General features: G+C 73.3%; 22 protein-coding genes. 15 read left to right on the forward strand and 7 right to left on the reverse strand.

The genetic code is table 11. The annotated features are described in order from the left end of the window. Positions 1-55 precede the first annotated feature (55 nt). From OJ997_RS31195 to OJ997_RS31205, 3 genes are all read right to left on the reverse strand, one after another. Positions 56-1888: a GAF domain-containing sensor histidine kinase gene (locus tag OJ997_RS31195; RefSeq protein WP_270029278.1), complete on the reverse strand. Its 1833-nt coding sequence runs from the start codon at positions 1886-1888 to the stop codon at positions 56-58. Positions 1889-1926: 38 nt separating this feature from the next. Further along, positions 1927-2262 carry a DUF2510 domain-containing protein gene (locus tag OJ997_RS31200; protein WP_270029279.1) on the reverse strand — a complete coding sequence of 112 codons (336 nt, stop codon included), beginning with the start codon at positions 2260-2262 and terminating at the stop codon, positions 1927-1929. 66 nt (positions 2263-2328) lie between these two features. Continuing rightward, positions 2329-2976, reverse strand: a complete 648-nt coding sequence (locus OJ997_RS31205) for a response regulator (protein WP_270029280.1) — start codon at positions 2974-2976, stop codon at positions 2329-2331. A gap of 133 nt (positions 2977-3109) precedes the next feature. On the opposite strand from OJ997_RS31205, the gene OJ997_RS31210 reads away from it, so the two are divergent. The 4 genes from OJ997_RS31210 to OJ997_RS31225 all read left to right on the forward strand — a co-directional run bounded on the left by OJ997_RS31210 (position 3110) and on the right by OJ997_RS31225 (position 8541). Further along, the gene (locus tag OJ997_RS31210; protein WP_270029281.1) at positions 3110-3688 is read left to right on the forward strand and encodes a hypothetical protein; all 579 of its coding nucleotides are present in this window, start codon (positions 3110-3112) and stop codon (positions 3686-3688) included. Between the two features lie 62 nt (positions 3689-3750). Beyond that, a complete protein-coding gene (locus OJ997_RS31215; RefSeq protein ID WP_270029283.1) occupies positions 3751-5487 on the forward strand; it encodes an NHL repeat-containing protein in 1737 nt (578 codons plus the stop codon). Then, positions 5484-7007 (forward strand): hypothetical protein, encoded by a 1524-nt coding sequence (locus tag OJ997_RS31220; protein WP_270029284.1) that lies wholly within the window; start codon positions 5484-5486, stop codon positions 7005-7007. Before OJ997_RS31215 ends, OJ997_RS31220 begins: the two co-directional genes overlap by 4 nt. Positions 7008-7062: 55 nt before the next feature. Then, positions 7063-8541 (forward strand): glycosyltransferase family 39 protein, encoded by a 1479-nt coding sequence (locus OJ997_RS31225; protein WP_270029286.1) that lies wholly within the window; start codon positions 7063-7065, stop codon positions 8539-8541. Here OJ997_RS31225 and OJ997_RS31230 read toward each other — a convergent pair. Continuing rightward, positions 8538-9254, reverse strand: a complete 717-nt coding sequence (locus OJ997_RS31230) for a penicillin-insensitive murein endopeptidase (protein ID WP_270029287.1) — start codon at positions 9252-9254, stop codon at positions 8538-8540. The genes OJ997_RS31225 and OJ997_RS31230 overlap by 4 nt on opposite strands. Before the next feature lie 27 nt (positions 9255-9281). Between OJ997_RS31230 and OJ997_RS31235 the strand changes: the two genes are divergently transcribed. The 5 genes from OJ997_RS31235 to OJ997_RS31255 all read left to right on the forward strand — a co-directional run bounded on the left by OJ997_RS31235 (position 9282) and on the right by OJ997_RS31255 (position 12557). Next, on the forward strand, positions 9282-10073 hold the full coding sequence (locus OJ997_RS31235; RefSeq protein ID WP_270029288.1) for a class I SAM-dependent methyltransferase: 792 nt from the start codon (positions 9282-9284) through the stop codon (positions 10071-10073). Next, positions 10070-10837 carry an alpha/beta fold hydrolase gene (locus OJ997_RS31240; protein WP_270029289.1) on the forward strand — a complete coding sequence of 256 codons (768 nt, stop codon included), beginning with the start codon at positions 10070-10072 and terminating at the stop codon, positions 10835-10837. Before OJ997_RS31235 ends, OJ997_RS31240 begins: the two co-directional genes overlap by 4 nt. Next, positions 10834-11307, forward strand: a complete 474-nt coding sequence (locus OJ997_RS31245) for a GNAT family N-acetyltransferase (protein WP_270029290.1) — start codon at positions 10834-10836, stop codon at positions 11305-11307. Before OJ997_RS31240 ends, OJ997_RS31245 begins: the two co-directional genes overlap by 4 nt. Positions 11308-11382: 75 nt before the next feature. After that, positions 11383-12126 (forward strand): gamma-glutamyl-gamma-aminobutyrate hydrolase family protein, encoded by a 744-nt coding sequence (locus OJ997_RS31250; protein ID WP_372517955.1) that lies wholly within the window; start codon positions 11383-11385, stop codon positions 12124-12126. Between the two features lie 5 nt (positions 12127-12131). Further along, a complete protein-coding gene (locus OJ997_RS31255) occupies positions 12132-12557 on the forward strand; it encodes a DUF2199 domain-containing protein (protein WP_270029291.1) in 426 nt (141 codons plus the stop codon). Here OJ997_RS31255 and OJ997_RS31260 read toward each other — a convergent pair. The 3 genes from OJ997_RS31260 to OJ997_RS31270 are packed head-to-tail and all read right to left on the reverse strand — an operon-like array spanning position 12554 to position 14501. After that, the gene (locus tag OJ997_RS31260; protein WP_270029292.1) at positions 12554-13081 is read right to left on the reverse strand and encodes an isochorismatase family protein; all 528 of its coding nucleotides are present in this window, start codon (positions 13079-13081) and stop codon (positions 12554-12556) included. The genes OJ997_RS31255 and OJ997_RS31260 overlap by 4 nt on opposite strands. Continuing rightward, on the reverse strand, positions 13072-13752 hold the full coding sequence (locus tag OJ997_RS31265; protein ID WP_270029293.1) for a polysaccharide deacetylase family protein: 681 nt from the start codon (positions 13750-13752) through the stop codon (positions 13072-13074). Before OJ997_RS31265 ends, OJ997_RS31260 begins: the two co-directional genes overlap by 10 nt. Continuing rightward, a complete protein-coding gene (locus OJ997_RS31270; RefSeq protein ID WP_270029310.1) occupies positions 13749-14501 on the reverse strand; it encodes an LLM class flavin-dependent oxidoreductase in 753 nt (250 codons plus the stop codon). Before OJ997_RS31270 ends, OJ997_RS31265 begins: the two co-directional genes overlap by 4 nt. Positions 14502-14579: 78 nt before the next feature. Between OJ997_RS31270 and OJ997_RS31275 the strand changes: the two genes are divergently transcribed. Genes OJ997_RS31275 through OJ997_RS31300 form a run of 6 tightly spaced genes read left to right on the forward strand, consistent with a single transcriptional unit; the run spans position 14580 to position 22085 of the window. Beyond that, positions 14580-15872 (forward strand): glycosyltransferase family 4 protein, encoded by a 1293-nt coding sequence (locus OJ997_RS31275; protein ID WP_270029294.1) that lies wholly within the window; start codon positions 14580-14582, stop codon positions 15870-15872. After that, the gene (locus OJ997_RS31280) at positions 15869-17380 is read left to right on the forward strand and encodes a heparinase II/III family protein (protein ID WP_270029295.1); all 1512 of its coding nucleotides are present in this window, start codon (positions 15869-15871) and stop codon (positions 17378-17380) included. The genes OJ997_RS31275 and OJ997_RS31280 overlap by 4 nt, the downstream gene beginning before the upstream one ends. Further along, complete coding sequence (locus OJ997_RS31285) at positions 17380-18366, forward strand: phosphotransferase (protein ID WP_270029296.1); 987 nt, start codon at positions 17380-17382, stop codon at positions 18364-18366. Before OJ997_RS31280 ends, OJ997_RS31285 begins: the two co-directional genes overlap by 1 nt. Next, positions 18363-19430, forward strand: a complete 1068-nt coding sequence (locus tag OJ997_RS31290; protein ID WP_270029297.1) for a glycosyltransferase family protein — start codon at positions 18363-18365, stop codon at positions 19428-19430. The genes OJ997_RS31285 and OJ997_RS31290 overlap by 4 nt, the downstream gene beginning before the upstream one ends. Further along, the gene (locus OJ997_RS31295) at positions 19427-21109 is read left to right on the forward strand and encodes an ABC transporter ATP-binding protein (protein ID WP_270029298.1); all 1683 of its coding nucleotides are present in this window, start codon (positions 19427-19429) and stop codon (positions 21107-21109) included. Before OJ997_RS31290 ends, OJ997_RS31295 begins: the two co-directional genes overlap by 4 nt. After that, a complete protein-coding gene (locus tag OJ997_RS31300) occupies positions 21102-22085 on the forward strand; it encodes an NAD-dependent epimerase/dehydratase family protein (protein ID WP_270029299.1) in 984 nt (327 codons plus the stop codon). The genes OJ997_RS31295 and OJ997_RS31300 overlap by 8 nt, the downstream gene beginning before the upstream one ends. Positions 22086-22099 lie beyond the last annotated feature (14 nt).

Raw genomic sequence — 22099 nt, forward strand, 5'->3', positions numbered from 1 at the left:
CACGCCCGCGCCGCGGCGGCCGACGTGCCCGCGGCGGCGAACCTCATGCGCGCGCTCATGTCGGGTCGACGGGCAGCTCGACGCGGAGCGTGGTGCCGACGCCTGGCGGGCTGTCGACGCCGAGCGCGCCGCCGATCGCGTCGACGCGATCGCGCAGGCCGACGAGGCCCGAGCCGCGGGCCGGGTCGGCGCCGCCCACGCCGTCGTCGCCGATCGTCAGGGCCAGGACGCCGTCGCGTTCGACGACGCGCACCGTCACGCACGACGCGCCCGCGTGCTTGGCCGCGTTCGCGAGCGCCTCACTCACCACGTAGTAGGCCGCGACCTCGACGGCGTCCGGGAGGCGGCGGCGCACGGCGACGTCGAGCTCCACCGGAACCGCGGAACGGCGCGCGAGCACGGCCAGCGCCGGCTCCAGCCCGCCGGTCGAGAGCGCCGCCGGATGGAGTCCACGGGAGAGTTCCTGCAGCTCGTCGACGACCTCGCGCATGCTGCGGATCGCCTCGTCCAGCCGTCCCCGCAGAACGTCGTCACCGGCGGGGACGCCCGCCTGCGCGACCCGCAGCCGCAGGCCCAGCGACACGAGCCGTTGCTGCGCGCCGTCGTGCAGATTGCGCTCGATCCGCCGTCGCTCGGCGTCCGCGGCGGCCACCACACGCGCCCGCGACGCCGTCAGCTCCGCGCGGCTCGCGGCGTTCGCCACGGCCGTCGCCAGCAGCTCGGTGAACTCCGCCACGCGCGCCTCGGCGCCCGGCGGCAACGGCTCCGACCGCGTGGTGCCGACCACGGCGACACCCCACAGGCGGCCTTCGACGACGATCGGCGCGCCCACGCTCGAGCGCAGGCCCAGCGCGTGCGCCTGCTCGGCGAGTGGCCCGTGCGCGTCGGCGTAGCTCTCGATCCGCGCGGCCTGCCCGGTCGCTCGCACCCGCGACGTGACGTTCTCACCGTCGAGCGGCATCCGCCGGCCGGTCGGGATCTCCGCCTCACCCCACGACGCGAGCACGGTCACCGAGCCGTCCATCTCGTAGCGGAAGATCCGGGTCACGTCGGCCCGCAGCACGACGCCGACCTCCTCGGCGACCGCCGCGAACAGCGCCTCGGGCGTGGTCTCCCGCGCCACCTGGCTGGCGACTCGGCGCAGCGCCGCCTGCTCCTCCGCCAGCCGCTGCACCTGGGCCCGCGTGTGCGCGTTGGCGATCGCGGTGGCGACGAGCTCGATGAAGCTCGCGAGCCGCTGCTCCACGCCTTCGGGCAGCCCGTGATCACGCCGCGCGTCGACGATCATCACGCCCCACAGGCGCCCGGCGACGACGATCGGTGAGGCGACGGACGAGCGCACGTCGAGCCGGCGGACCTGCTCGGACACCGCGCCCGGCACCGCTTCCCAGTCGTCGATCCGCGCCGGCTCGCCCGTGCGCTGGACCTGGCCCGCGATCGACTCGTCCCCGCTGACCGGCAGCCGCGTCCCGGCCTGCAGGTGCGGGCGATCGGGCGGCCAGACCGCGACGATCGTCTGCACGCCGTCGGGCTCGTAGCGCGACATCCCGGCGACGTCCACGCCGAGCGCCCGGACGACCTCCTCGGTGACCGCCGCGAACACCTCGGCCTCCGGCACACCGCGGGCGACCAGCGTCGCCACGCGCCGCAGCGCCGCCTGCTCGTCGACCAGCCGCCGCAGCTCCGCGCGCGCCTCGCTGTTGGCGACCTCGGTCGCGACGAGCTCGGCGAAGCGCTCGAGCCGGGCCTTCTTGTCGGCGTCGAGCAGCGCGCCCATCGACTCCGCGACGGCAGCGAACAGCTCCGCGTCCGGCGCTTCGTCGGCGACGAGCGTCGCCAGCCGGCGCAGCGCGGCCTGCTCACCAGCCGGCGCGTCGTGAGCCTCCACACGGTCGAACCTACCGCGCGAGGCAAGCGTCGTGGCGATCATCGGCCCCGCCACACGTGGCGCGTCCACGTCTCGCCGTCCCAGAGCCGCTCGTGCTCGCCGCCGAGTGGGTCCGGCAGCCATGCGGGCGCCGGATTCGCCGGTGGTTCGAGCGACGACAGGCGGCGGCGGTCCGCGCGGCTCTCGGCGGGCTCGGGGATGCCCTGAGCGAGCGTCGCGGCGATCGCCATGCCGGCGAGCGCGAGCAGGAAGGACGCCGGGTTGCCGGCGGTCAGGACGAGCCCGACGGCGAGGCCGAGCGCGGCGCCGGTGGTCCCGGCGAGCAGGACCCGGCGGGTCGGGGCGGAGGCGGCAGCGGAGGAGCTGATCGTCATGGCTCGGAAGCCTTCCGGGCCGAGCGCCCGCTGTCTGCACGGCGCGCGGGTGACTTGGACTACCCGCTAGCCGGTACTGTCGAGGAAGGCCAGCACGGCCAGCACACGCCGGTGATCGTCGTCCGTGGCCTGGATATCCAGCTTGGCCAGGATGCTCTTGACGTGCTTCTCGACGGTGCCGCCGGCGAGCCACAGCTGCTTGGCGATGCCGGAGTTCGACCGTCCCTCGGCCATCAGCGCGAGCACCTCCCGCTCGCGCGCGGTCAGCTCCTCCAGCGGGTCCTCGCGCCGGTGCGCGGCGAACAGCTCGCGCACGAGGTCCGGATCGACGACGGTGCGGCCCTCGGCGACGCGCTCGACCGCGTCGAGCAGATCCTCGACCTCCATCACGCGGCTCTTCTGCAGGTAGCCGACCCCGCCGCGCCCGCTCATCAGCTCCATGCCCTGCTCGACCTCGACGTGCGCTGAGAGCACGAGCACGCCGATCCGTGGGTGGTCGCGTCGCAGCGCGAGCGCCGCGTCCATCCCCTCCGTCGTGTGCGTCGGCGGCATCCGGATGTCGGTGATCACGACGTCCGGGTCGTGCTCGCGCACGAGCGCCAGCAGCTGCGGCACGTCCCCCGCCCGCCCGGCGACGTCGAACGCGTTGAGCTCGAGCAGGCTGGCGAGCCCTTCGCGAAGCAGGACGTCGTCGTCGGCGACGACGACTCGCACCCGGCGCTCCGTGTCGTCTGTCCCAGCCGTGTCACAGACCCTAACCGGTAGCGCCATCCCCCTGCCAGCCGGGGGTCAAGTCACCCGTACGCCGCGATGACGGCGGCCATTCCGATCGACAGCCTTCCGCCGCATGAACCGGACTCTCCTCGCCACCGCCGTGACCACCGCCGCCGTCCTCGTCCCGGCCTCCGGCGCGTTCGCCGCCGACGGCACCGCGCCGCTGAAGGTCAAGGGCACGCCGTCCAAGAACACCGAGCTCACGTTCCCGCTGCCGGACGGCTGGCGCAACGGGGCCGGCGACAACCGCGGCGTCTACCGGCGCACGACGACCATCGGCAACGCCACCTGCGAGGTCTCGGTGGTGACCCGCGGGCAGACGTCGCCGCTGGGCCTCACCCGCAAGGGCTCGACGGTCAGCCTGCGGTTCGACGGCTCCCCGGTGAGCTTCAAGGCGCTCCAGCGCGGCGACGGCTGGTACCGCTCGAGCACGACCGTCGACACGACCGTCACCCCGCTCGGCTGGAAGGCGACCGGCGCGGCCGAGCTCGACGTGGCCGAGGACGCGATCGTCGTGCTCGCGCAGGGCCACGCCGTCGTGACCGGCGCGACCACCGACGCCGAGCGCAGCCAGTGCGCCACCGCCGCCCGCGGCCAGCTCGCCCAGGGCCTGCGCACGATCCTCGACGGGGTGGATCTCCAGCCCCGTTGAACCTTTCGCGACCACGCGCGTAAAGGCCCCTTGACAGATCACATCAAGGGGGGAAGCACGCAATGAGGAAGTACGTGTTGACCGCGGCCGTCGTCCTCGGCACGCCGGCGACGGCGCAGGCCGACGTGTTCGACAGCGCCTTCGGGCGGATCGGCTTCGCGCCCGCGCCGCTCGCCGCGGCCGGGGACCGCTTCAACGCGACCGTCACCGACGCCGCCGGCAACGTCTACGCCGCCGGCTACCTCGTCCCGGACGCGGCGGTCGCGAACCAGGTCATGGCCGTCGCCAAGCTCACGCCGGCCGGACGGCTGGACGCGAACTTCGGCGTCGGCGGCGTGGCCGTGGTCGACGCCGATCCGACCAACAACACGGTCGAGCAGGCGCGCGGCATCGCGCTGCAGTCCGACGGCAAGGTCGTGATCGGCGGCGTCGCCGGACCCGCCGCGGACGACACCGACGTCGTGGTCGCGCGCTTCACCGCCGGCGGCGTGATCGACAACGGCTTCGGCGGTGCCGGCACCGGATTCCGCAAGATCAGCTTGAGCACGGGCGGCGACCAGGCCTGGGGCCTGGCGAACCGCGGCGAGGACAAGCTCGTGATCGTCGCCGCCCGCGGCCGCGACGGCGCCCGCGTGGATCGCGACTTCAGCTTCCTCGGCCTCACCAAGGACGGCACCGACGACCCCGCCTGGACCACCACGACCACGCGACTGCAAGTCGCCGGCACCGACCTCAACGAGAACCCGCGCGGCGTGACCGTCGCGCCCGACGGCAAGGTCCTGATCGGCAGCTACGCCAGCGCCGGAGCGGTCACGCGCCCGTTCATCTTCCGCCTGCTCGCCGATGGCAAGCCCGACCCGAGCTGGGGTGAGAGCGGCGTCGCGAGCTTCGACCTCAACGGCGCCGCGCCGAACACGTCCGAGTCCTACGCGCTCGGCGTGCAGTCCGACGGCAAGGTGGTCAGCGTCGGCTACGGCAACACGGGCACGCCGGCCAACGTCAACCTGCTCGTCACGCGCCTGAACCCCGACGGCACGAAGGACACGAGCTTCGCCACCGACGGCGTCTACAGCTACGACGGTGGCCGCGCCGACCGCGCCCGCAACGTCGTGATCGCGCCCGACGACAAGATCCTCGTCGTCGGCAACACCGAGGTGGCCGCGAGCAACGCCGACGCGCTGCTGATCAAGCTGAGCGAGGACGGCGCGCAGGAGTCCGTCACGCGCGCCGACCTCGGCGGCACGACCGACGCGCTGTTCGGTGCGACGCTCACGCCCGACAAGCAGAGCGCGATCGCCGTCGGCTGGCAAGGCACGACCGCCGCCAACGAGGACGCGGCCGCGCTCAAGCTCAACTTCGTCGCGCCGCCCGCGCCGGTCGAGGTCGAGAAGCTGGTCGAGAAGGTCGTGACCAACACCGTCACGGTGACCGTTCCCGCGACGGTCAACAAGCCCGCCGCTCCGCTCGCCCGCAGCAGCGCCAAGCGCACCTACACCAGCGGCCCCCGCCGCCTGTCCGGCACGGTCAGCTCACCCACCAACGTGAGCAAGGTGCTCGTGCGCCTGACCAAGGGGACCGGCAGCGCGTGCCGCGCCTACCAGCCGGCGCGCGGCGCGTTCAGCGGCCGCTCGTGCAGCTCCGGCAAGGGCTTCGCGGTCGCCTACGAGGGCGGCAAGTGGTCGCTCGACCTGGCGAAGAAGCTCGGCAAGGGCACCTACGCGCTCGAGGTGAGCGCGTACGGGCTCGACGGGCTCGCCCAGTCCACGGCGACCAAGGCCCGGATCACGGTCAAGCGGTGAGACGGCTCCTCCTGATCGCGATCGCGGCGCTCCTGTGGGGCGCCGCGCCCGCGCGGGCGGCGTCGAACGCGTGCAACTTCAGCGTCGACGAGTACTGGACGTCGATCGACGTCGCGCTCACCGGCACGGGCACGCCGCAGACCGACGTCCTGCCTGGCGACACGGTCACGCTGACCAGCGCGACGGCCGCCGCCGCGCTGCCCGCCTACCTCGCGCAGGTGGGCTACAACACGGGCATCCTCAAGGCCGGGGAGAACCAGATCCCGGTCAAGGTGTGGATCGCGCTGCAGGCGACGAACACGCTCGAGCGCACGCAGCTCGTCGGCCCGGTGGCGGTCCAGGCGCGGACGACGATCACGACCGCCGCCAACGGCGAGTTCCTCGGCGCCACGCCGATCACGTACACGCCCCCGCCGCTGCCCACCACGACCTGGACGGCCGCGGGCGGCGACGTCGCGCTCAGCCAGGCGCCGGCGGGCGCGATCACGCAGCGGCTGCCGATTGGCCCGGACGACGCGCTGCGCGCGGTCAAGGGCAGCGCAGTGATCCTCGCCGACCTCAGCCCGGTGCGGTTCTCGATGGACTGCCAGCCCGGCGCCGGCAACGACACCGGCACGGGCCCGCTCCCCGCCGCGCCGGTGCCGTTCGACACGCGGCCCGGTCCGCTCAACCAGTCGTGTGTCGACGACGCCGGGACCCGCTCATTCGCGAGCGTCGCCTTCAGCGGTCCGACCCTCACCTACACGGTGGGCACCCCGTTCACGCTCAGCGGCGTGCGGGCGGACGGCGCCGACCGCGTAACGATCCGCGGCGCCGGAACCGTGGAGGGCACGCAGGTCGCGGGCGCGGCGCCGGCCGGGGCGGCAACGCCGGCCGGGCCGGGAACACCGGCCCGGGCGGGAACGCCAGCCGGGGCGGGAACGCCAGCCGGGGCGGGAACGCCGACGGCGGCCGAGCCGACCGCGGCGGCGCAGGCGTCCACCGCCGTGCCCGACACGGTCTGGACCCCGTCCGGCACCGGCCCGATCACGTTCACCCAGGCGCCGGGCCTCGGCAGCGTCCTGATCGGTGACCGGCGCTGCGTGAACGGCATCGTCCGGGACGACGGCACGGTGGTCGACAACCCCGCCCCGCACGTGTTCGCGACGGCGACGATCCCGCCGCCACCGCCGCCTCCCCCGCCGCCGGTGGTCGACCCGCCGTCGAGCGTGCCGGCCGCGCGCACCCCGATTCCCACGATCGCCCCGAAGCCCAAGCCGGTCGGCCGCGTCACGATCCGCTCGTCGCGGCTCACGCTCAAGCGCGGCAAGGTCAAGCTCGAGCTGGCCTGTTCGAACGCCGGCCCGTGCGCGGGCAAGCTGACGATCCTCAGGCGCACCCGCACGTACGCCCTCGCCGCCGGCAAGCGCAAGACCTACACGGTCACGCTCCCGCGCACGAAGACCAAGCGCGTGAAGGTCCGCCTCGCCCCCACGTCCGGTCACGCAGTCACGAAGAACCTCACGCTCAAGCGCGGTTAGGGGCTGTTCGCAAGTGGCCTCGCGCCTCCGGGCGCGGGGCACACTGCCTCCTGTCGTGAACCGTCTCGCCGCCCGCCAGCCGGCCCTGTTGGCCGGCGCTCTCCTGCTCCTGATCTGCCTGTCGGCGCTGCTGCGGACGGGCGCGCTGGACGGCGGCTACTGGATCGACGAGGGGATCTCGGTCGGGATCGCGTCACACGACCTGCGCGACATCCCCGGCGCGCTCGGCCAGGACGGCAACCCGCCGCTCTACTACCTGCTGCTCCACGGCTGGATGCAGGTGTTCGGCACGACCGAGGCGGCCACGCGCGGCCTGAGCCTCGTGTTCGCGCTGCTCGCGATCCCCGCGGCGATGTGGGCCGGCACGCGGCTGTTCGGCTGGAAGGCCGGCGTGCTCGCCGCCGCCGGTGCCGCGGGCAGCCCGTTCCTCACGTACTACGCGCAAGAGACGCGCATGTACTCGCTCGTCGTGCTGCTGTCGATCCTGGCGTCGGCGAGCTTCGCGCTCGCGTTCGTGCGCGGTGAGCGCAAGCACGTGGCGTGGCTCGGCGTGTGGCTCGCGCTGTTGCTCTACACGCACACCTGGGGCCTGTTCATGGCCGCCGCGATGGGCGCGGTGTGGCTGCACCTGCGCCGCCGCAACGAGGTGGGCACGGCCGACGGCGTCCGCCTCGCGATCCTCGTCGCGCTCGCCTACCTGCCCTGGCTGCCGGTCGTGCTCTTCCAGGCCTCGCACACCGCCGCGCCGTGGGCGGAGCGCCCGTCGCCGCTGCTGCTCCTGATCATCCCGGGCGGCCTGTTCGGCCACTTCGCGCTCCCGCTGCTGGCCGTCGCGGTCTACTTCGCCGTGCGCCGCCACCCGCCGGTCGACCGTGCCGTGCGGATGCTCGTCGGGATCGCGATCGGCACCGCCGTGCTCGCCTGGCTGTGCTCGCAGATCCAGCCCGCGTGGGCCACGCGCTACAGCGCGATCCTGCTCGGCCCGCTGCTGCTCGCGCTCGCCTCGGTGGTCGCGCGCGGCAAGGGCTGGACGGTGGTCGCGCTGATCGGCGTCGCCGGCGTGTGGGCGATCAACAGCCCGCCGCCGTCCAAGAGCAACGTGCGCACGGTCTCCACCGGCGTCGCGCCGTCGATCCGTCCCGGCGACCTCGTCGTCTCCACCCAGCCCGAGCAGGTCCCGGCGCTCAACCGCTACCTGCCGCAGGGCGTCGTCTACCTGACGCCGATGGGGCTGGTGCAGGACCCGCGCCAGACCGACTGGCGGGACGGGCTCACCCGCCTCCGCGCCGGCCAAGCCGAGACGGAGCTGCTGCCGGCGATCGACCGCCTGCCGACCGGCAAGCGGATCCTGATCGTCACCCCCGAGCCGGGTGAGCGGCTCTCGCAGTCGCCGTGGGCGCGCGCCGTACGCATCCGCACGCGCGAGTGGCGCGCGGCGATGCAGGCCTCTCCGCGGCTGCGGGCGATCGGCACCGTGGAGACGCTCCCGTGGCGCAAGAACACGGTACGCGCGGAGCTCTACCAGGTGCGTTAGCGAACGCGGACGTGCAGGTGGTCGTCGTGGTAGATCAACGGCACCACGACGTTCTTCGGGCCTTTGAGCTTCAGCTTCGGTCCGACGAAGACCTTGATCGCACCCGCCGCGACGAACCGATCCACGAGGTCCTGCGCGAGCACCCGATCCACCTGTGACGGCTTGGTCGGGCGCGCCTCCGTGCCGTCCTTGCGCGGGTAGAGGATGTCGATGTCCAGCCCGTTCTGGTGCGAGGCGTGGCCGAGGCCGCCGTACTCGCGCCCGAACTTGCCGCCGTGCGTGCGCGACAGGTCCATGATCCCGACGCGCTGCGCGCTGTCGTGCTCCATCCGGAACTGGTGGATCACCGTCAGCACGGTGCGGATGAGGCGGTCGGTGCCGTAGCGGCGCCACTCGCGGTTGGGGATCCGGTTGAAGATCGGGTCCCAGGTGAAGAAGTCCTCGCCCAGCTCGGGGAGCATCACGCCGCGCACGAGCCGGCCCTTGCGCGCCCAGCTGCCCTTGGACTGCGACTGGCGCCACTGGATCGCGGCGAAGTCGGGCGGGACGCTCGGCTCGGTGACGGGCTCCTCGAACGTCGGCGTGCCCGCGGGCACCGGGGTCTCGGTCGCGACCGGCGTCGGCGTCGGGGCCGGCGCCGGGGTGGGCTCCTGCGCGAACGCGACCGCGCCGGCGGCGAGCAGGGCGCCCAGGATGAGCACGAGGTACCGCATGCCCCTCCAGGTATACCGTTGCGCCGGATGGACCCACTCGACGTGAATCGTGCGCACTGGGACGCGCTGGCGGCGGTGCACGGCCAGGACGCCTACTACGACAAGGACGCGCTGGTTTCCGGGCGCGACTCGCTGAACGAGTTCGAGTCCGCGGCGGTCGGGGATGTGACCGAGCTGGACGTCATGCACCTGCAGTGCCACATCGGGTTCGACTCGATCTCGCTCGCCCGGCGCGGCGCGCACGTCACCGGCGTGGACTTCTCCCCCGGCTCGCTCGCGGCGGCCGCGGAGCTGGCGGAGCGAGCGGGCGTGGAGATCGAGTGGGTGCAGGCGGACGCGACCGCGCTGCCGGAGACCCTGCACGGGCGCTTCGACCTCGTGTACTCGACGATCGGCGTGCTGGGCTGGATCGCGGACATCGACGCGTGGATGCGGAGCGTCTTCGCGGCGCTGCGGCCGGGCGGGCGACTCGTGCTCGTCGAGCACCACCCGGTGTTCTTGATGGTGGCCTCCACCGACCCGCTGATCCTCGACTTCCCGTACGCCTTCGACGGGCCGCGCGCGTTCGACGAGGCCGGGTCCTACGCGGACCCGAACGCGCTCGTGGCGTCGACGGAGTCCGTCGAGTACGCGCATTCAATCGGCGAGGTGGTGACCGCGGCGCTCGGCGCCGGCCTGCGCCTCGACACCCTGAAGGAGCACCTCGACGCGGCCCGCGACGGCCGCGGCCTGCTCACTCCCGACGCCGACGGCCGCTGCCGGCTGCGCATCGGCGCCGAGGTCCTGCCGCTCTACTACACGGTGATCGCGAGCCGGTGAACCTCCACGTCGAATCCGAGGGCGAGGGCGAGCCCGTCCTGTTCCTGCACGGCGTGAGCGGGTCGGCGGCGACGTACCGCTGGCTCGTCCCGGAGGGCTTCCGCGCCGTGCGGCTGACGTTCCGCGGCCACGGCGCGTCGGCGCGCGCGCCCGGCACCTACCGGCTGGCCGACTACGCCGAGGACGCGGTGTCCGTGCTGGAGGAGATCGGCCCGGCGGCCGTGGTCGGGCACTCGCTCGGCGGCGTCGTCGCGTGGACGGTCGCGCAGCAGCGGCCGGAGCTCGTGACCCAGCTGTTCATGGAGGACCCGCCGCTGTTCATGGGCGAGCCCGACGAGCACGCCCAGAACCCAGCGATCCCGCACTTCCATGAGCAGCAGGCGGCCGTGCGCACGTGGCAGGCGGCCGGCACGAGCGAGGCGCAGATCGAGGCCGACCTCGCCGCGGAGTACGGGACGGTCCAGACGCCGGAGGCGCTCGCCTCGCGGGCGTACGCGCTGCGCCACCTCGATCCCGAGGTGCTGGACCGCGTCCTCGACGGCTCCACGCTCGCGGCGACGGACACGCGGTCGCCGGTGTCCGTCCCGACGCTGGTCGTGGGCGCCGACGTGGCGCCCGCCTTCCCGCCCGCGCACGAGGCCCGGCTCGCCGCGACGCACCCGGACGTCCCCGTGGTGCGGATCGCGGGCGCGCCGCACACCATCCACGACACCGCCGCCGTCCGCGACCAGTACGTCGCGCAGCTCCTCGCCTTCCTGACGTGAGAGTCCGCCACGTCCTCGCCCACGAAGGCGAGCGCCTGCGTGAGATCCGGCTGCGCTCGCTCGCGACCGACCCGGAGGCGTTCGGCGCGACCTTCGAGGGCGACGCCTCCCGCCCGGCCGATTGGTGGGAGCGCGGCGCGCGGCACTCCGAGCAGGGCGTGCAGCGGACCTTCGTGGTCGTCGACGAGGAGGACCGCTGGCTCGGGATGGCGCTCGTGCGCGCCGACGACGAGTCCCCCGGCGACGCGGTCATCAACGCGATGTGGATCGCGCCCGAGGCGCGGCGGCAGGGCATGGGCCGCGCGCTGCTCGAGGCCTGCGTGGAGTGGGCGCTCGAGCGCCGCTTCCGCGCGGTGAACCTGGCGGTGCGGATCATCAACGCGCCGGCGCGCGCCGCCTACGCGTCCGCGGGCTTCGAGTTCGTACGCGCCGAGCGGGACGAGCACCAGCTCAAGCGGCCGCTCCTGTGACCGAGAACACAGGTAACAGCACTCCAATTCGGGCGTACTTTTCCCATCTTCCACCCGCGACCCCCACTGATCGGCATCCTCACGCATGAGCTCCGCGAAGACACCGGAGCCGCGTGGGCGCCTGCCCCGGGGCGGTCCGAGCGTGACCTCGCCCCGCCGCGCCTGAACCTGCGCCTGACCTACGTGCACGCCGTCCAGGAGGCCGGCGGGATCAGCGTCGTGCTGCCCGCGCACGGGTTCGGCGACGACGCGCACCACCTCCTGGACCGCCTCGACGGCCTGCTCGTCAGCGGCGGCCCGGACCTCGATCCGGCGACCTACGGCCAGGAGCGCCACCCGCTGCTCGGCCCGAACGTGGATCGCGCGGCCGACGAGTACGAGCTGCGCATGCACCAGGCCGCCCGCGAGCGCGACCTGCCCGTCCTGGCGATCTGCCGCGGCATGCAGGCCATGAACGTCTCCCGCGGCGGGACCCTGCACCAGCACATCGTCAACCACCGCCAGACGCCGGTCGCGCCCCACGAGCCCACCCACGCCGTGACCGTCGACGCGGGCTCGCCGCTGCACCGGATCACGAGCCGCCGCCGGCTCGCCGTCAACACCTTCCACCACCAGGCGATCGACCGGCTCGGCGCCGGGCTCGAGGTCATCGCCCACGCGCCCGACGGCACGATCGAAGCGGTCCACGACCCGAGCGCCCGCTTCCACGTGGGCGTGCAGTGGCACGCCGAGGTGCTCACGCACCGCCCCGAGCACGCGATGGTCATGCGCGCCCTGGTCGACGCCGCCGCGCGTCCGGGCCTCGCCCTCGTAGCCTGAGGCGCGTGCCGCCGCCCGACGCCTGGACGCCCGACCTCGAAGACGACCCCGAGAGCGAGCTCGAGGCCGACCGGTGCGTGGTCCGCGGGCAGGAGTTCTTCATCCGCGGTGTCGTCCGGCTTCCGGTGCTCGACGGCGACGACGACCTCGACCTGCGCGTGTGGGTGTCGGTCGGCGCGGACGACTTCGAGCGGGCCGTCGATCTCTGGGACGTGCCGGGCCGCGAGACCGAGCCGCCGTACTTCGGCTGGCTCACCACGGAGCTGCCCGCCTACACGCGGTCGACGCTGCACCTGAAGACGCGCGTGCTGACGCGTCCGCCCGGCGTGCCGTCGCTGATCGTGCTGGAGCCGTCCGACCATCCCTTGGCGGTCGAGCAGCGCGAGGGGATCACCGAGGCACGCGCGGAAGCGATCGCGGCACGGCTCTAGAGCGCGAACGGGGCGGGCCGCGGCAGCACGCTCGCGCCCTCGACCGTGCGCACCCACTCGTAGGCGAGCGCCTTGCAGTGGGTGAGCGTGACGCCGGCGTCCCGGAGCCGGGTGAGGCCGCGCGCGTGCATCTCGCCAGGCGAGCCGACCGCGTCCTCGACGACGAGCACGCGCAGCCCGGCGTCGAGCAGGCCGACCGCAGACTGGTACACGCACACGTCGGTCTCGAAGCCGACGAGCACGGCCGTGGTCCGACTGGTGTCGGTGACGGCGCTCAGGATCTCAGGCGTGCCCGCGAGCCCGAACGTCGGCTTGCGGAACACCGGCGTGCCCGGCTCGACGAAGCCGGTGCGGGTGGGACCGTGGCGCTCCGGCTCCTCCTCGGTCACGATGATCGGGACGTGCAGCGCCCGCGCGAGCGTGGTGAGCCAGTGCGCGCGGGCGAGCGTGTCGGCATCGCCGCCGAAGCCGGCCTGCACGTCGATCACGACGAGCACGCAGTCCTCGTGGTTGGTCAGGGGCATAGTTCACGCATCGTCTTCGCCTTGACGTTGGGGTGTGTCGCGAGCAGCTCGAGCAGCGCGCTCGCGCGGGCCATGTCCTCGGGCTCCATCACGCCGTGGTGGAACATCACGCCGACCGGGCCGCCGTGTTCGACGTGGCGGGCGAAGCGCTCGTCCAGCTCGTCGGGAGCGAGCCGCGCGACGTCGAGGTGCACGGGCAGCTCCGACAGCAGCCCGAACGGCTCGACCTTGTGCTCGCGTGAGAGCAGCGCGAACCCGAGTTCTACGAGCGTCTCGGCCGTGGCGTGCGTGCAGCGATTCCACGGTGGCGTGAAGAAGGGCTCGAGCCGGTCGCCGAGCAGGTGCTGGAGCCGTGTGCGGCCGTCCGCGATGTCCGCGCGCTGGGCGGACTTGTCGCGCGCCGGGCCGAACTCGCACTTGCGGCCCTCGAGCTGGTGGTTGGTGTGCGCGAACCCGTGCTGATGCAGTCCCGCGTGCGTGTCGATGAGCTTGGCCGCGAGCGGCTCGTGCAGCTCGTTCGGGATGACCGCGAGGTCGACCGGCAGCCCGTGCTCGGCGAAGCGCGCGATCAGCTCGAGCAGCCGCGCGTCCTCCCAGCCCGCGTCGTCGTCGCGGAAGAACACCTCGACGGGCGTCGCCGCGTTCTGGAGCGCCTCGCGCAGCGCGTTCACGCCAGCAGCTCCGCCGCGCCTTCGAGCCGGCCGGGATGGATCGCGAGGTGCTCGGCGCCGACCGCGCGCCAGCGCTCCGCCTCCGCCTTCAAGTCCATCCCCCGCTGCGCACGGATGACGGTGCCCGCCGACACCTTCCGCTCCCCGGCGAGCTCGTCGAGCCGGTCGCGCATCCCGACCCACGCCTCGGGCGTGACGTTGTACGCCTGCCAGAGGTCGCCCACGCGGGCCGCGCGGCGCAGCGCGGCCTCGGACTTGCCGCCGATCAGCAGCGGGATGCGAGCCGTCGGGCGCGGCGCGAGCACGCCGCCGCGCAGGCGGCCCGTGGCGTGCGCCTCCGCGACCAGCGCGAGGATCTCGTCCGTCCGCTTGCCGCGCCGGTTGAACGGGACGTCGAGCGCGGCGAACTCGTCCTCCTGCCAGCCGACGCCCGCCCCCAGGATCACTCGGCCGGGCGCGAGCCGCTCGAGCGTCGCGAGCTGCTTGGCGAGCAGCACCGGCTCGCGCAGCGGCAGGATCAGCACCGACGTGCCGAGCGTGATGCGCTCCGTCCGCGCGGCGATGTTCGCGAGCAGCATCAACGCCTCGTGCACGCCACCGAACACGTCCCCGAACGGCCCCGGCGGCAGCAGATGGTCCGGCAGCCACACCGACGTGTAGCCCAGCTCCTCCGCCCGCTGCGCGAGCCGCGCGATCTCCCGCGGGTCCGCGTCCTCGACCTCGTTCGGGAGCATCACGCCGAGCTTCATCGTCACCACGCCATCGGCTGATCGTAAAAGCTTCCTAAAGGCGCGTGACGTTGGGCGGGTTCCGATTGTCACCGGTATGTGAACGGGTCGGTCGCCTACATCCTGATGGGGTTCCCGCGGGTCTCGGAGACGTTCATCGCCTCGGAGATCCACCGCGTGGAGCAGGCCGGAGTGCCGCTGAAGCTGTTCGTGATCAAGCCGATCGAGGCGCGCGAGCAGGGGCATGACCATCCGGTGCTGGACGCGATCGTCGCCCAGCCCGAGTACCTGCCGGACCCCGTCGGGCTGACGAAGCCGATGCACCGGTGGCGCTGGCGCGACCTCCGGGAGTTCGCGCCGGCGATCAAGCGCTGCGCGCGCCGCCGACCGCGCGGCGTCGCACGGGCCACGCGCACCGCGTTCGCGCAGGCCTTCCGGGATCGGCGCAGCCGGTTGAGCGGCCCGCGCAAGATCTACGTGAAGGAGCTCATCCAGGCGATCACCCTCGCCGATCGGCTGCTGCGGGAGCCCGACGTGCGCCACCTGCACGCGCACTTCGCGCACGGGACGACGACGATCACATGGCTCGCGGCGTGCATCGCGGGGCTGCCGTTCAGCTTCACCGGCCACGCGCGGGACATCTACGCGCCCGAGCTGAACCCGAAGGGCTGGCTGCGGCGCAAGCTGAACGCGGCGCGGTTCGTGGTCACGTGCACGGAGGCGAACGTCCGCCACCTGAGGGCGATCGCGCCGGGCGCGCGGGTCCACCTCGTCTACCACGGGCTGTCCGCCGACTTCACGACGCTGCTCCGCGCGGACCGGCCGCATCCGGAGACCAACGGGAAGCTGCGCGTGCTCGGCGTCGGACGGCTCGTGGCCAAGAAGGGCTTCGACACGCTCGTGGACGCGTGCGCCGTGCTGGGCGAGCGCGGCGTGCCGTACGAGGCGCTGATCGTCGGGCAGGACGACAAGGACGGCGAGGCGCTGCGGGCGCACATCGCGGCGCGCGGCGTGCCGGTCTCCCTCCCCGGTCCCGTCGGCCCCGCCGAGCTGCTGGACGAGTACCGCCGCGCGGGAGCGCTGTGCATGCCGAGCCGGCTGCTGGCCAACGACCGCGACGGCATCCCGAACGTGCTCGTCGAGGCGATGGCCGCCGGCGCGCCCGTGATCGCGACGAACGTGTCCGGGATCCCGGAGCTCGTCGAGGACGAGGTCAACGGGCTGCTCGTCGAGCCGGACGATCCGCACGCGCTCGCCGACGCGCTGATCCGGCTGCACGAAGACAAGGCGCTCGCGCGGCGCCTGACCGAGAACGGGCGCGCCACCGTGCGGGCGCGGTTCGACGGCGAGCGGCTCGCGCAGGACCTCGCGACGCTGTTGAGGGCGCCGTGATCATCGTCGCCCGCACCGCGCGCCCGCGGCCCGTCCACTGCGTCACCGAGCACGAGCACCGCGACCGGGCGCTCGCCGACGCGGTCGCCGAAGGACGCTTCACGTTCGGAGGCGAGACGCGCGCGCTCGGCCTGGAGCCGGACTGGGTCGACGCCGATCTGCCCGAGGACGAGGAGTGGCGGATCGACTGGGTCAAGTTCTATTACGGGCTGGACCTCGCCGACGCGTTCCGGGCGACCGGTGACGCGCGGTACCTGCGCGCCTGGGAGAAGCTCGTCGCGAGCTTCGTCCTGCAGATCCCGCCCGACCACGACGACAGCGAGGTCACGGCGCGCCGGATCCTCAACTGGATCTACGCGTGGCAGCGGCTGCCGGAGGTCGACGAGTGCGTCGCCCACGCGCTCCACGAGCACCTCGGCCAGCAGGTCCGCCACGTGCGCGCGACGCTCTCACCCGAGCGCAACCACCGCACGCTCGAGCTCTACGCGCTGCTGATCGCGGCGCTCGCGCTGCCCGAGCTCGGCATCGACCCGCCCGTCGAGGAGCTGTACGAGAACCTGCTGGCGGACTTCCTGCCGGACGGCGTGCACCGCGAGCGCTCGACGCACTACCACTGCATCGCGCTGCGGTCCTTCGTGGGCGCGCGGGAGAACTGCCGCCGGTTCGGCGTCGCGCTGCCGGCCGGCTTCGACGAGCGGCTCACGCTCGCCTGCGCCTTCGCGCGGGACTGCCGGCGCCCCGACGGCACGCTCCCGGCGCTCTCCGACAGCGACACCGGCGACTACACGGAGCTGCTCCAGCTCGCCGCGCGCCTGCTCGCCCGCGAGGAGCTGCTGGTGAGCGGCGCGGGCGACTACCCCGACGGCGGCTACTTCGTCCAGCGCACCCGTGACCGGTACCTGATCTTCGACTGCGGGCCGCTGGGCGACGGCGGTCACGGCCACTACGACGCGCTGAGCGTCGAGGCGTGGGCGAACGGCGAGCCGCTCGTGCTCGACCCCGGCCGCTTCACGTACGCCGAGGGTGAGCCGAACCTGCGCCACTGGTTCCGCGGGACCGCCGCGCACAACACGGTGACCGTCGACGGCTTCGACCAGACGCCCTACGCGCGCGGTCGCTCCTCGCTGCCCAGCGCGGTCGCAACCTTCCTCGGCCGCGAGGACGACACGCTCGCCGGCGAGGTACGCAGCCCCTGCTACGAGGCGGTCCACCGTCGGCGCGTGACGCTCGTCGAAGGTCGCTACTGGATCGTCGAGGACGAGCTCGAGGGCGAGCGCAGCCACCGCTACGACCTGCGCTGGCACCTGCCGCCCGGCCCGGTGGAGCTGCGGCCCGACGGCGTCGTCACGGACACCGCGACGATCACCATCCACGGCGCCCGCTCGGTCGCGCTCGAGGACGGCTGGATCAGCCCCGAGTACGGCGTCAAGCACGCGGCGAAGGTCGTCAGCGCGATCGCCGTGGGCGCGGTGGCGCGGTTCGTGACCGTGCTGGAGCCGCGCACGTGATGCTCGCCCCCGACTCAAGCGTTCCGCGCCGGGACGCGCTCCTGCGCCCGGAGACGATGGCCGGCGTGCTCTCCCAGCGGCTGCACGGCGGCGTCCCGGTCGAGGCGTGCGAGCGCCACTACGTCAAGTACCGCGTCGGCGAGAGCCTGCGCGTCGTCTACCGCTACCGGGTCGGTGACGCCACGCACTTCGCCGCCGCCCGTTCCGGCCGCGACGACGGCATCCCCGCGCCCGAGGTCGACGCCGCGCTGTATCCGTTCCCGCACGACCGCAAGCTCCCCGCGCTCACGCGGCTGCCGGGCGAGCTGGTCGCCTGGGCGGCCGAGCAGTCGGCCACATCGGCGTGCGACGACGCCTTCGCGAAGGTCCAGCGCGGCGACGGCGAACGCCACGGCCTGCACGCCCTCGCGGACCAGGACGCCGTCCGCGTCCCCCGCATCCTCCACGACGACGGCGACGTCCTCACGATCGAGGCCCTCCACGGCACCCGCCCGACGATGCACGCCTTCGGCACCACCCTGGCGGCCCTCCACGAACATAAAGGACCTGGGGCTTTAAGTTTCGCGCGGCTCGATCTCGCGCGGCTCAGCACCGCCGCCGACGTCATCGCTCGGGCGCGGCCCGACGCCGGCGACGCGGCCAAGCGGCTCGTGGAGCGGCTCGGGGCGCCGCCCGAGCAACCGGTCGTGACCATCCACGGCGACGCCAATCTCGGCAACGCGCTGCAGCTCGACGACGGGACCGTCGCGCTGCTCGACCTCGAGCACCTGAGCGAAGGGCCGGCCGCGGCGGACGTCGGGCAGGTCGTCGCCAACCTGCTCGTCGGACGGCAGGACGTGCGCGCGTTCCTGGACGGCTACGGGCCGATCGACCGGGAGGCGCTGCGGTGGTACACGCTCGCCAGCCTGCTCGCGCGGGTCGCGCTGCCCGCGATCAGCCGGTACCGACCCGAGCTCATCGTCCGGCTGCCGAGGTTGCTCGGATGAAGCCCGCGCTGCTCTTCTACTGCCAGCACTCGGTGGGGCTCGGGCACCTGATGCGCTCGTACGCGCTGTGCGACCGGCTCGCGGAGCGGTTCCGGGTCACCCTCATCGCCGGCGGGCAACTCCCGACCGACATCCCCCCACCCGCCGGCGTGGAGATCGTCGCGCTCCCGCCGCTCGGCGTGAACGGGTCCAACGGCTTCGGCAGCACCGACCCCCGCTACACGACCGAACGCGCGTGGGACATCCGCCTCCACCGCATCCTGAACACGGTCCGCGACGTCAAGCCGAGGGTCGTGCTCGTCGAGCTGTACCCGTTCGGCCGGGCGAAGTTCACGCGCGAGATCGTGCCGCTGCTCGGCGCCGCCGACGACGCGTTCAAGGCCTGCAGCCTGCGCGACATCCTCGTCTCCGGCGACCCGCGACGCGACGACCGCGCGCGCAAGCTCGCCGACGCGCACCTGGACGCGATCCTCGTCCACGCCGACCCGCGCTTCGCTCGCCTGGAGGAGACGTTCAAGCCGCCGACGCCGCTCAGCGTCCCCGTCCACTACACGGGTTTCGTCACCGGCCGCGACCGTGGGGACGAGCGCCCGCGCGGAGACCATGTCGTGATCAGCGCGGGCGGCGGCCGCGTCGGCCGGCCGCTGCTCGAGGAGGCGATCGAGCGCCTCAACGGCACGCCGATGCGGATGATCGCCGGTCCGCTCATGCCCGAGGAGGACTTCGAGGCCCTGCGCAAGCGCGCGCCGCGCAATGTCGAGCTGATCCGCTCCGTGCCGGACCTCGCCGCCGAGCTCAAGCAGGCCGCCGCCAGCATCAGCCAGTGCGGCTACAACACGGCGCTCGACCTCGTCCGCACCCGCGTCCCCGCGCTCGTCGTCCCGTACGCGACGCCCGAGGAGGACGAGCAGACCCGCCGCGCGCTCCGCCTCCAGGAGCTGGGCCTGGTCCGCGTCTCCGACCACGTCGAGCCGGACCTCCTGCACCACGAGCCCGCCCCGGCGGTGCTCGACCTCGACGGCGCAGCCACGACCCGCGACCTCCTCTACGAGCTGATCGCGTGAGCTCCGGCGCCAAGATCCTGCGCCCCTACGTGCTGCGGCAGTGGCGCGCGCTCGCGGGAGCCACCGGCGGCACCGCGATCCTCGCCCTGGCCGAGCTCGCCAAGCCGTGGCCGATCGCGCTGATCGTCGACCACGTGATCGCCGACCGCGCCGCGCCCTTCAGCCCCGACACGACGCTGCTGCTCGCGATCGGCGCGATGATCCTCGCGATCAGCGTCGCCGAGTCCGCCTCCACGTACTTCACCGGCCTGTGGCTGCAGAGCGCCGGCGAGCGGATCGCGCACCAGCTGCGCGTCGCGATCTACGACCACCTCCAGCGCCTCTCCCTCGCCTACCACCAGCGCACCCCGAAGGGTGACCTGCTGACCCGCGTGACCGAGGACGTCAACGACATGGGCGAGCTGTTCAGCGACACGCTCGGCGAGATGCTTCAAAGCGCCCTGCTGGCGCTCGGCATGACGGTCGTGCTGCTGTTCATCGACCCGGTCCTCGCGCTGCTCTCCCTCGTCACCGCGCCGCTGCTGGTGATCATCAGCTTCGTCTTCCGGCGCAAGGTCCGCGACCGCGCCCGCCGCCAGCGCCGCCACGAGGGCGACCTCGCGAGCATCGCCAACGAGGCGCTCTCGGCGATGACCGTCGTGAAGGCGTTCGGGGCGGAGTCCCAGGAGTCCGAGCGCGTCCGCAGCCGGTCGGAACAGCGGATGGGCGTCGGCGTCGAGGTCGCGCGGCTGCAGGCCCGCTTCGACGGCACCGTCGGCGTCATCCGCGCCCTCGCCACCGCGCTCGTCACCGTCGTCGGCGTGCTGCGCGTCTCTAAGGGCGAGCTGAGCGTCGGCGACCTGATCATCTTCGTCTCCTACACCCGCAAGGCGTCCTCCCCGATGCGCTCGTTCGCGCGTGAGGCGGCCAAGCTCACCGCCGCGCTCGCCCGCGCCGACCGGATCGCCGAGGTGCTCACGGAGGACGACGTGATCGAGGACCGCCCGCACGCGTACAAGGGTGGCCGGGCGCGAGGGGAGATCGAGCTGCGGGACGTCACGTTCCAGTACGCGGGAGAGCGCCCCGCGCTGCACGACGTCAGCGTCCACCTGCAAGCCGGTCAACGCCTCGCGCTCACGGGCCCGTCCGGCGCCGGCAAGTCCACGCTCGCCGCGCTCGTCGCCCGCTTCTACGACCCGACCTCCGGACGCGTGCTGATCGACGGCCGCGACGCCCGCGACTGCGCCCAGGAGTGGCTGCGCGAGCAGATCGCGGTCGTCCTCCAGGACACGGTCCTGTTCACCGGAACGGTGCGCGAGAACATCGCCTACGGGAGCGAAGCGCGCGAGGAGGACATCGTCGACGCCGCCAAGGCCGCCGCGGCGCACACGTTCATCCAGCAGCTCCCCGACGGCTACGACACGGAGCTTGGCCCCCAGGGCACGGGCCTCTCCGGCGGCCAGCGCCAGCGCCTCGGCATCGCCCGCACCTTGCTGCGCGACCCGCCGATCATCATCCTCGACGAGCCGACCACGGCGCTCGACCAGGACGCGGAGGACCAGGTCATGCACGGCCTGGACCGCCTGATGCGCGGACGGACGTGCATCCTCATCACCCACTCGGCGCGGCTCGCGAGCACCGCCGACCAGATTCTCGAACTCGACCACGGACGGATCACGGAGGCCACGACGCATGGCTAGAGCGCTCGTCACCGGAGCCGCGGGGTTCATCGGCTCGCACCTCGTCGACGCCCTGCTCGCGGACGGCCACGCCGTCCTGGGCGTCGACTGCTTCAACGACAACTACCCCGCCGCCGACAAGCACGCGAACCTGGCGGGCGCGCGCCGACACGACGCCTTCGAGCTCCTCACCGGCGATCTGTGCGACCTCGACGCGCACGCGCTCATCGAACGCAGCGACATGGTCTTCCACCTCGCGGGCGAGCCGGGTGTGCGCGGCAGCTGGGGCAAGCGCTTCGACCGCTACACGCACCACAACGTCGGCGCGACCCAGCACCTGCTGGAGGCGATGGTCGAGGTCGGCGCCGGCAAGCGCTTCGTCTACGCGAGCTCATCCTCCGTGTACGGCGACGCCCTCACGCTCCCCACGCCCGAGGACACGACGCCGCGCCCGCTCTCCCCGTACGGCGTGACCAAGCTCGCCGCCGAGCACCTGTGCGTGCTCTACGGCGAGGAGCAGGGCGTGGACACCGTCGCGCTGCGCTTCTTCTCCGTCTACGGCCCGCGCCAGCGGCCCGACATGGCCTTCCGCCGGTTCTGCGAGGCGATCGTCGAGGGCCGCCCGATCGAGGTGTTCGGCGACGGTCGCCAGTCGCGCGACTTCACGTTCGTCGCCGACATCGTCGCCGCCACCTGCGCCGCCGGGGCCGCGACCATCCCGCCCGGCCGCGTCTACAACCTGGGCGGAGGCGGGAGCGTGAGCGTCAACCGGGCGCTGGAGACGCTCGCCGCGCTCGCCGGCCGCCCGCTCGACGTCCGCCACGGTGAGCGCCAGGAAGGCGACGTCGTCGACACCGGCGCGGACACGACCCGCGCCCGCGCCGAGCTGCGCTGGACCCCCCGGACCACGCTGAGCGAAGGCCTCGCGGCCGAGCTGCGGTGGGTGCAGGACCGTGCGGTCCCCTTTCCCCGAATCCGCAGCTTGAGCGCTTCTTGACTTTGACCGCACAC

The sequence above is a fragment of the Solirubrobacter phytolaccae genome, assembly GCF_027587195.1.
Lineage (GTDB): Bacteria > Actinomycetota > Thermoleophilia > Solirubrobacterales > Solirubrobacteraceae > Solirubrobacter > Solirubrobacter phytolaccae.

Excerpts from the sequence above, each read along its gene's own strand:
- OJ997_RS31260 (WP_270029292.1), bottom strand. The coding sequence starts at position 13,081 with ATGCCCCTGACCAACCACGAGGACTGCGTGCTCGTCGTGATCGACGTG.
- OJ997_RS31215 (WP_270029283.1), top strand. The coding sequence starts at position 3,751 with ATGAGGAAGTACGTGTTGACCGCGGCCGTCGTCCTCGGCACGCCGGCG.
- OJ997_RS31285 (WP_270029296.1), top strand. The coding sequence starts at position 17,380 with ATGCTCGCCCCCGACTCAAGCGTTCCGCGCCGGGACGCGCTCCTGCGC.
- OJ997_RS31200 (WP_270029279.1), bottom strand. The coding sequence starts at position 2,262 with ATGACGATCAGCTCCTCCGCTGCCGCCTCCGCCCCGACCCGCCGGGTC.
- OJ997_RS31300 (WP_270029299.1), top strand. The coding sequence starts at position 21,102 with ATGGCTAGAGCGCTCGTCACCGGAGCCGCGGGGTTCATCGGCTCGCAC.
- OJ997_RS31210 (WP_270029281.1), top strand. The coding sequence starts at position 3,110 with ATGAACCGGACTCTCCTCGCCACCGCCGTGACCACCGCCGCCGTCCTC.
- OJ997_RS31270 (WP_270029310.1), bottom strand. The coding sequence starts at position 14,501 with ATGAAGCTCGGCGTGATGCTCCCGAACGAGGTCGAGGACGCGGACCCG.
- OJ997_RS31230 (WP_270029287.1), bottom strand. The coding sequence starts at position 9,254 with ATGCGGTACCTCGTGCTCATCCTGGGCGCCCTGCTCGCCGCCGGCGCG.
- OJ997_RS31235 (WP_270029288.1), top strand. The coding sequence starts at position 9,282 with ATGGACCCACTCGACGTGAATCGTGCGCACTGGGACGCGCTGGCGGCG.
- OJ997_RS31290 (WP_270029297.1), top strand. The coding sequence starts at position 18,363 with ATGAAGCCCGCGCTGCTCTTCTACTGCCAGCACTCGGTGGGGCTCGGG.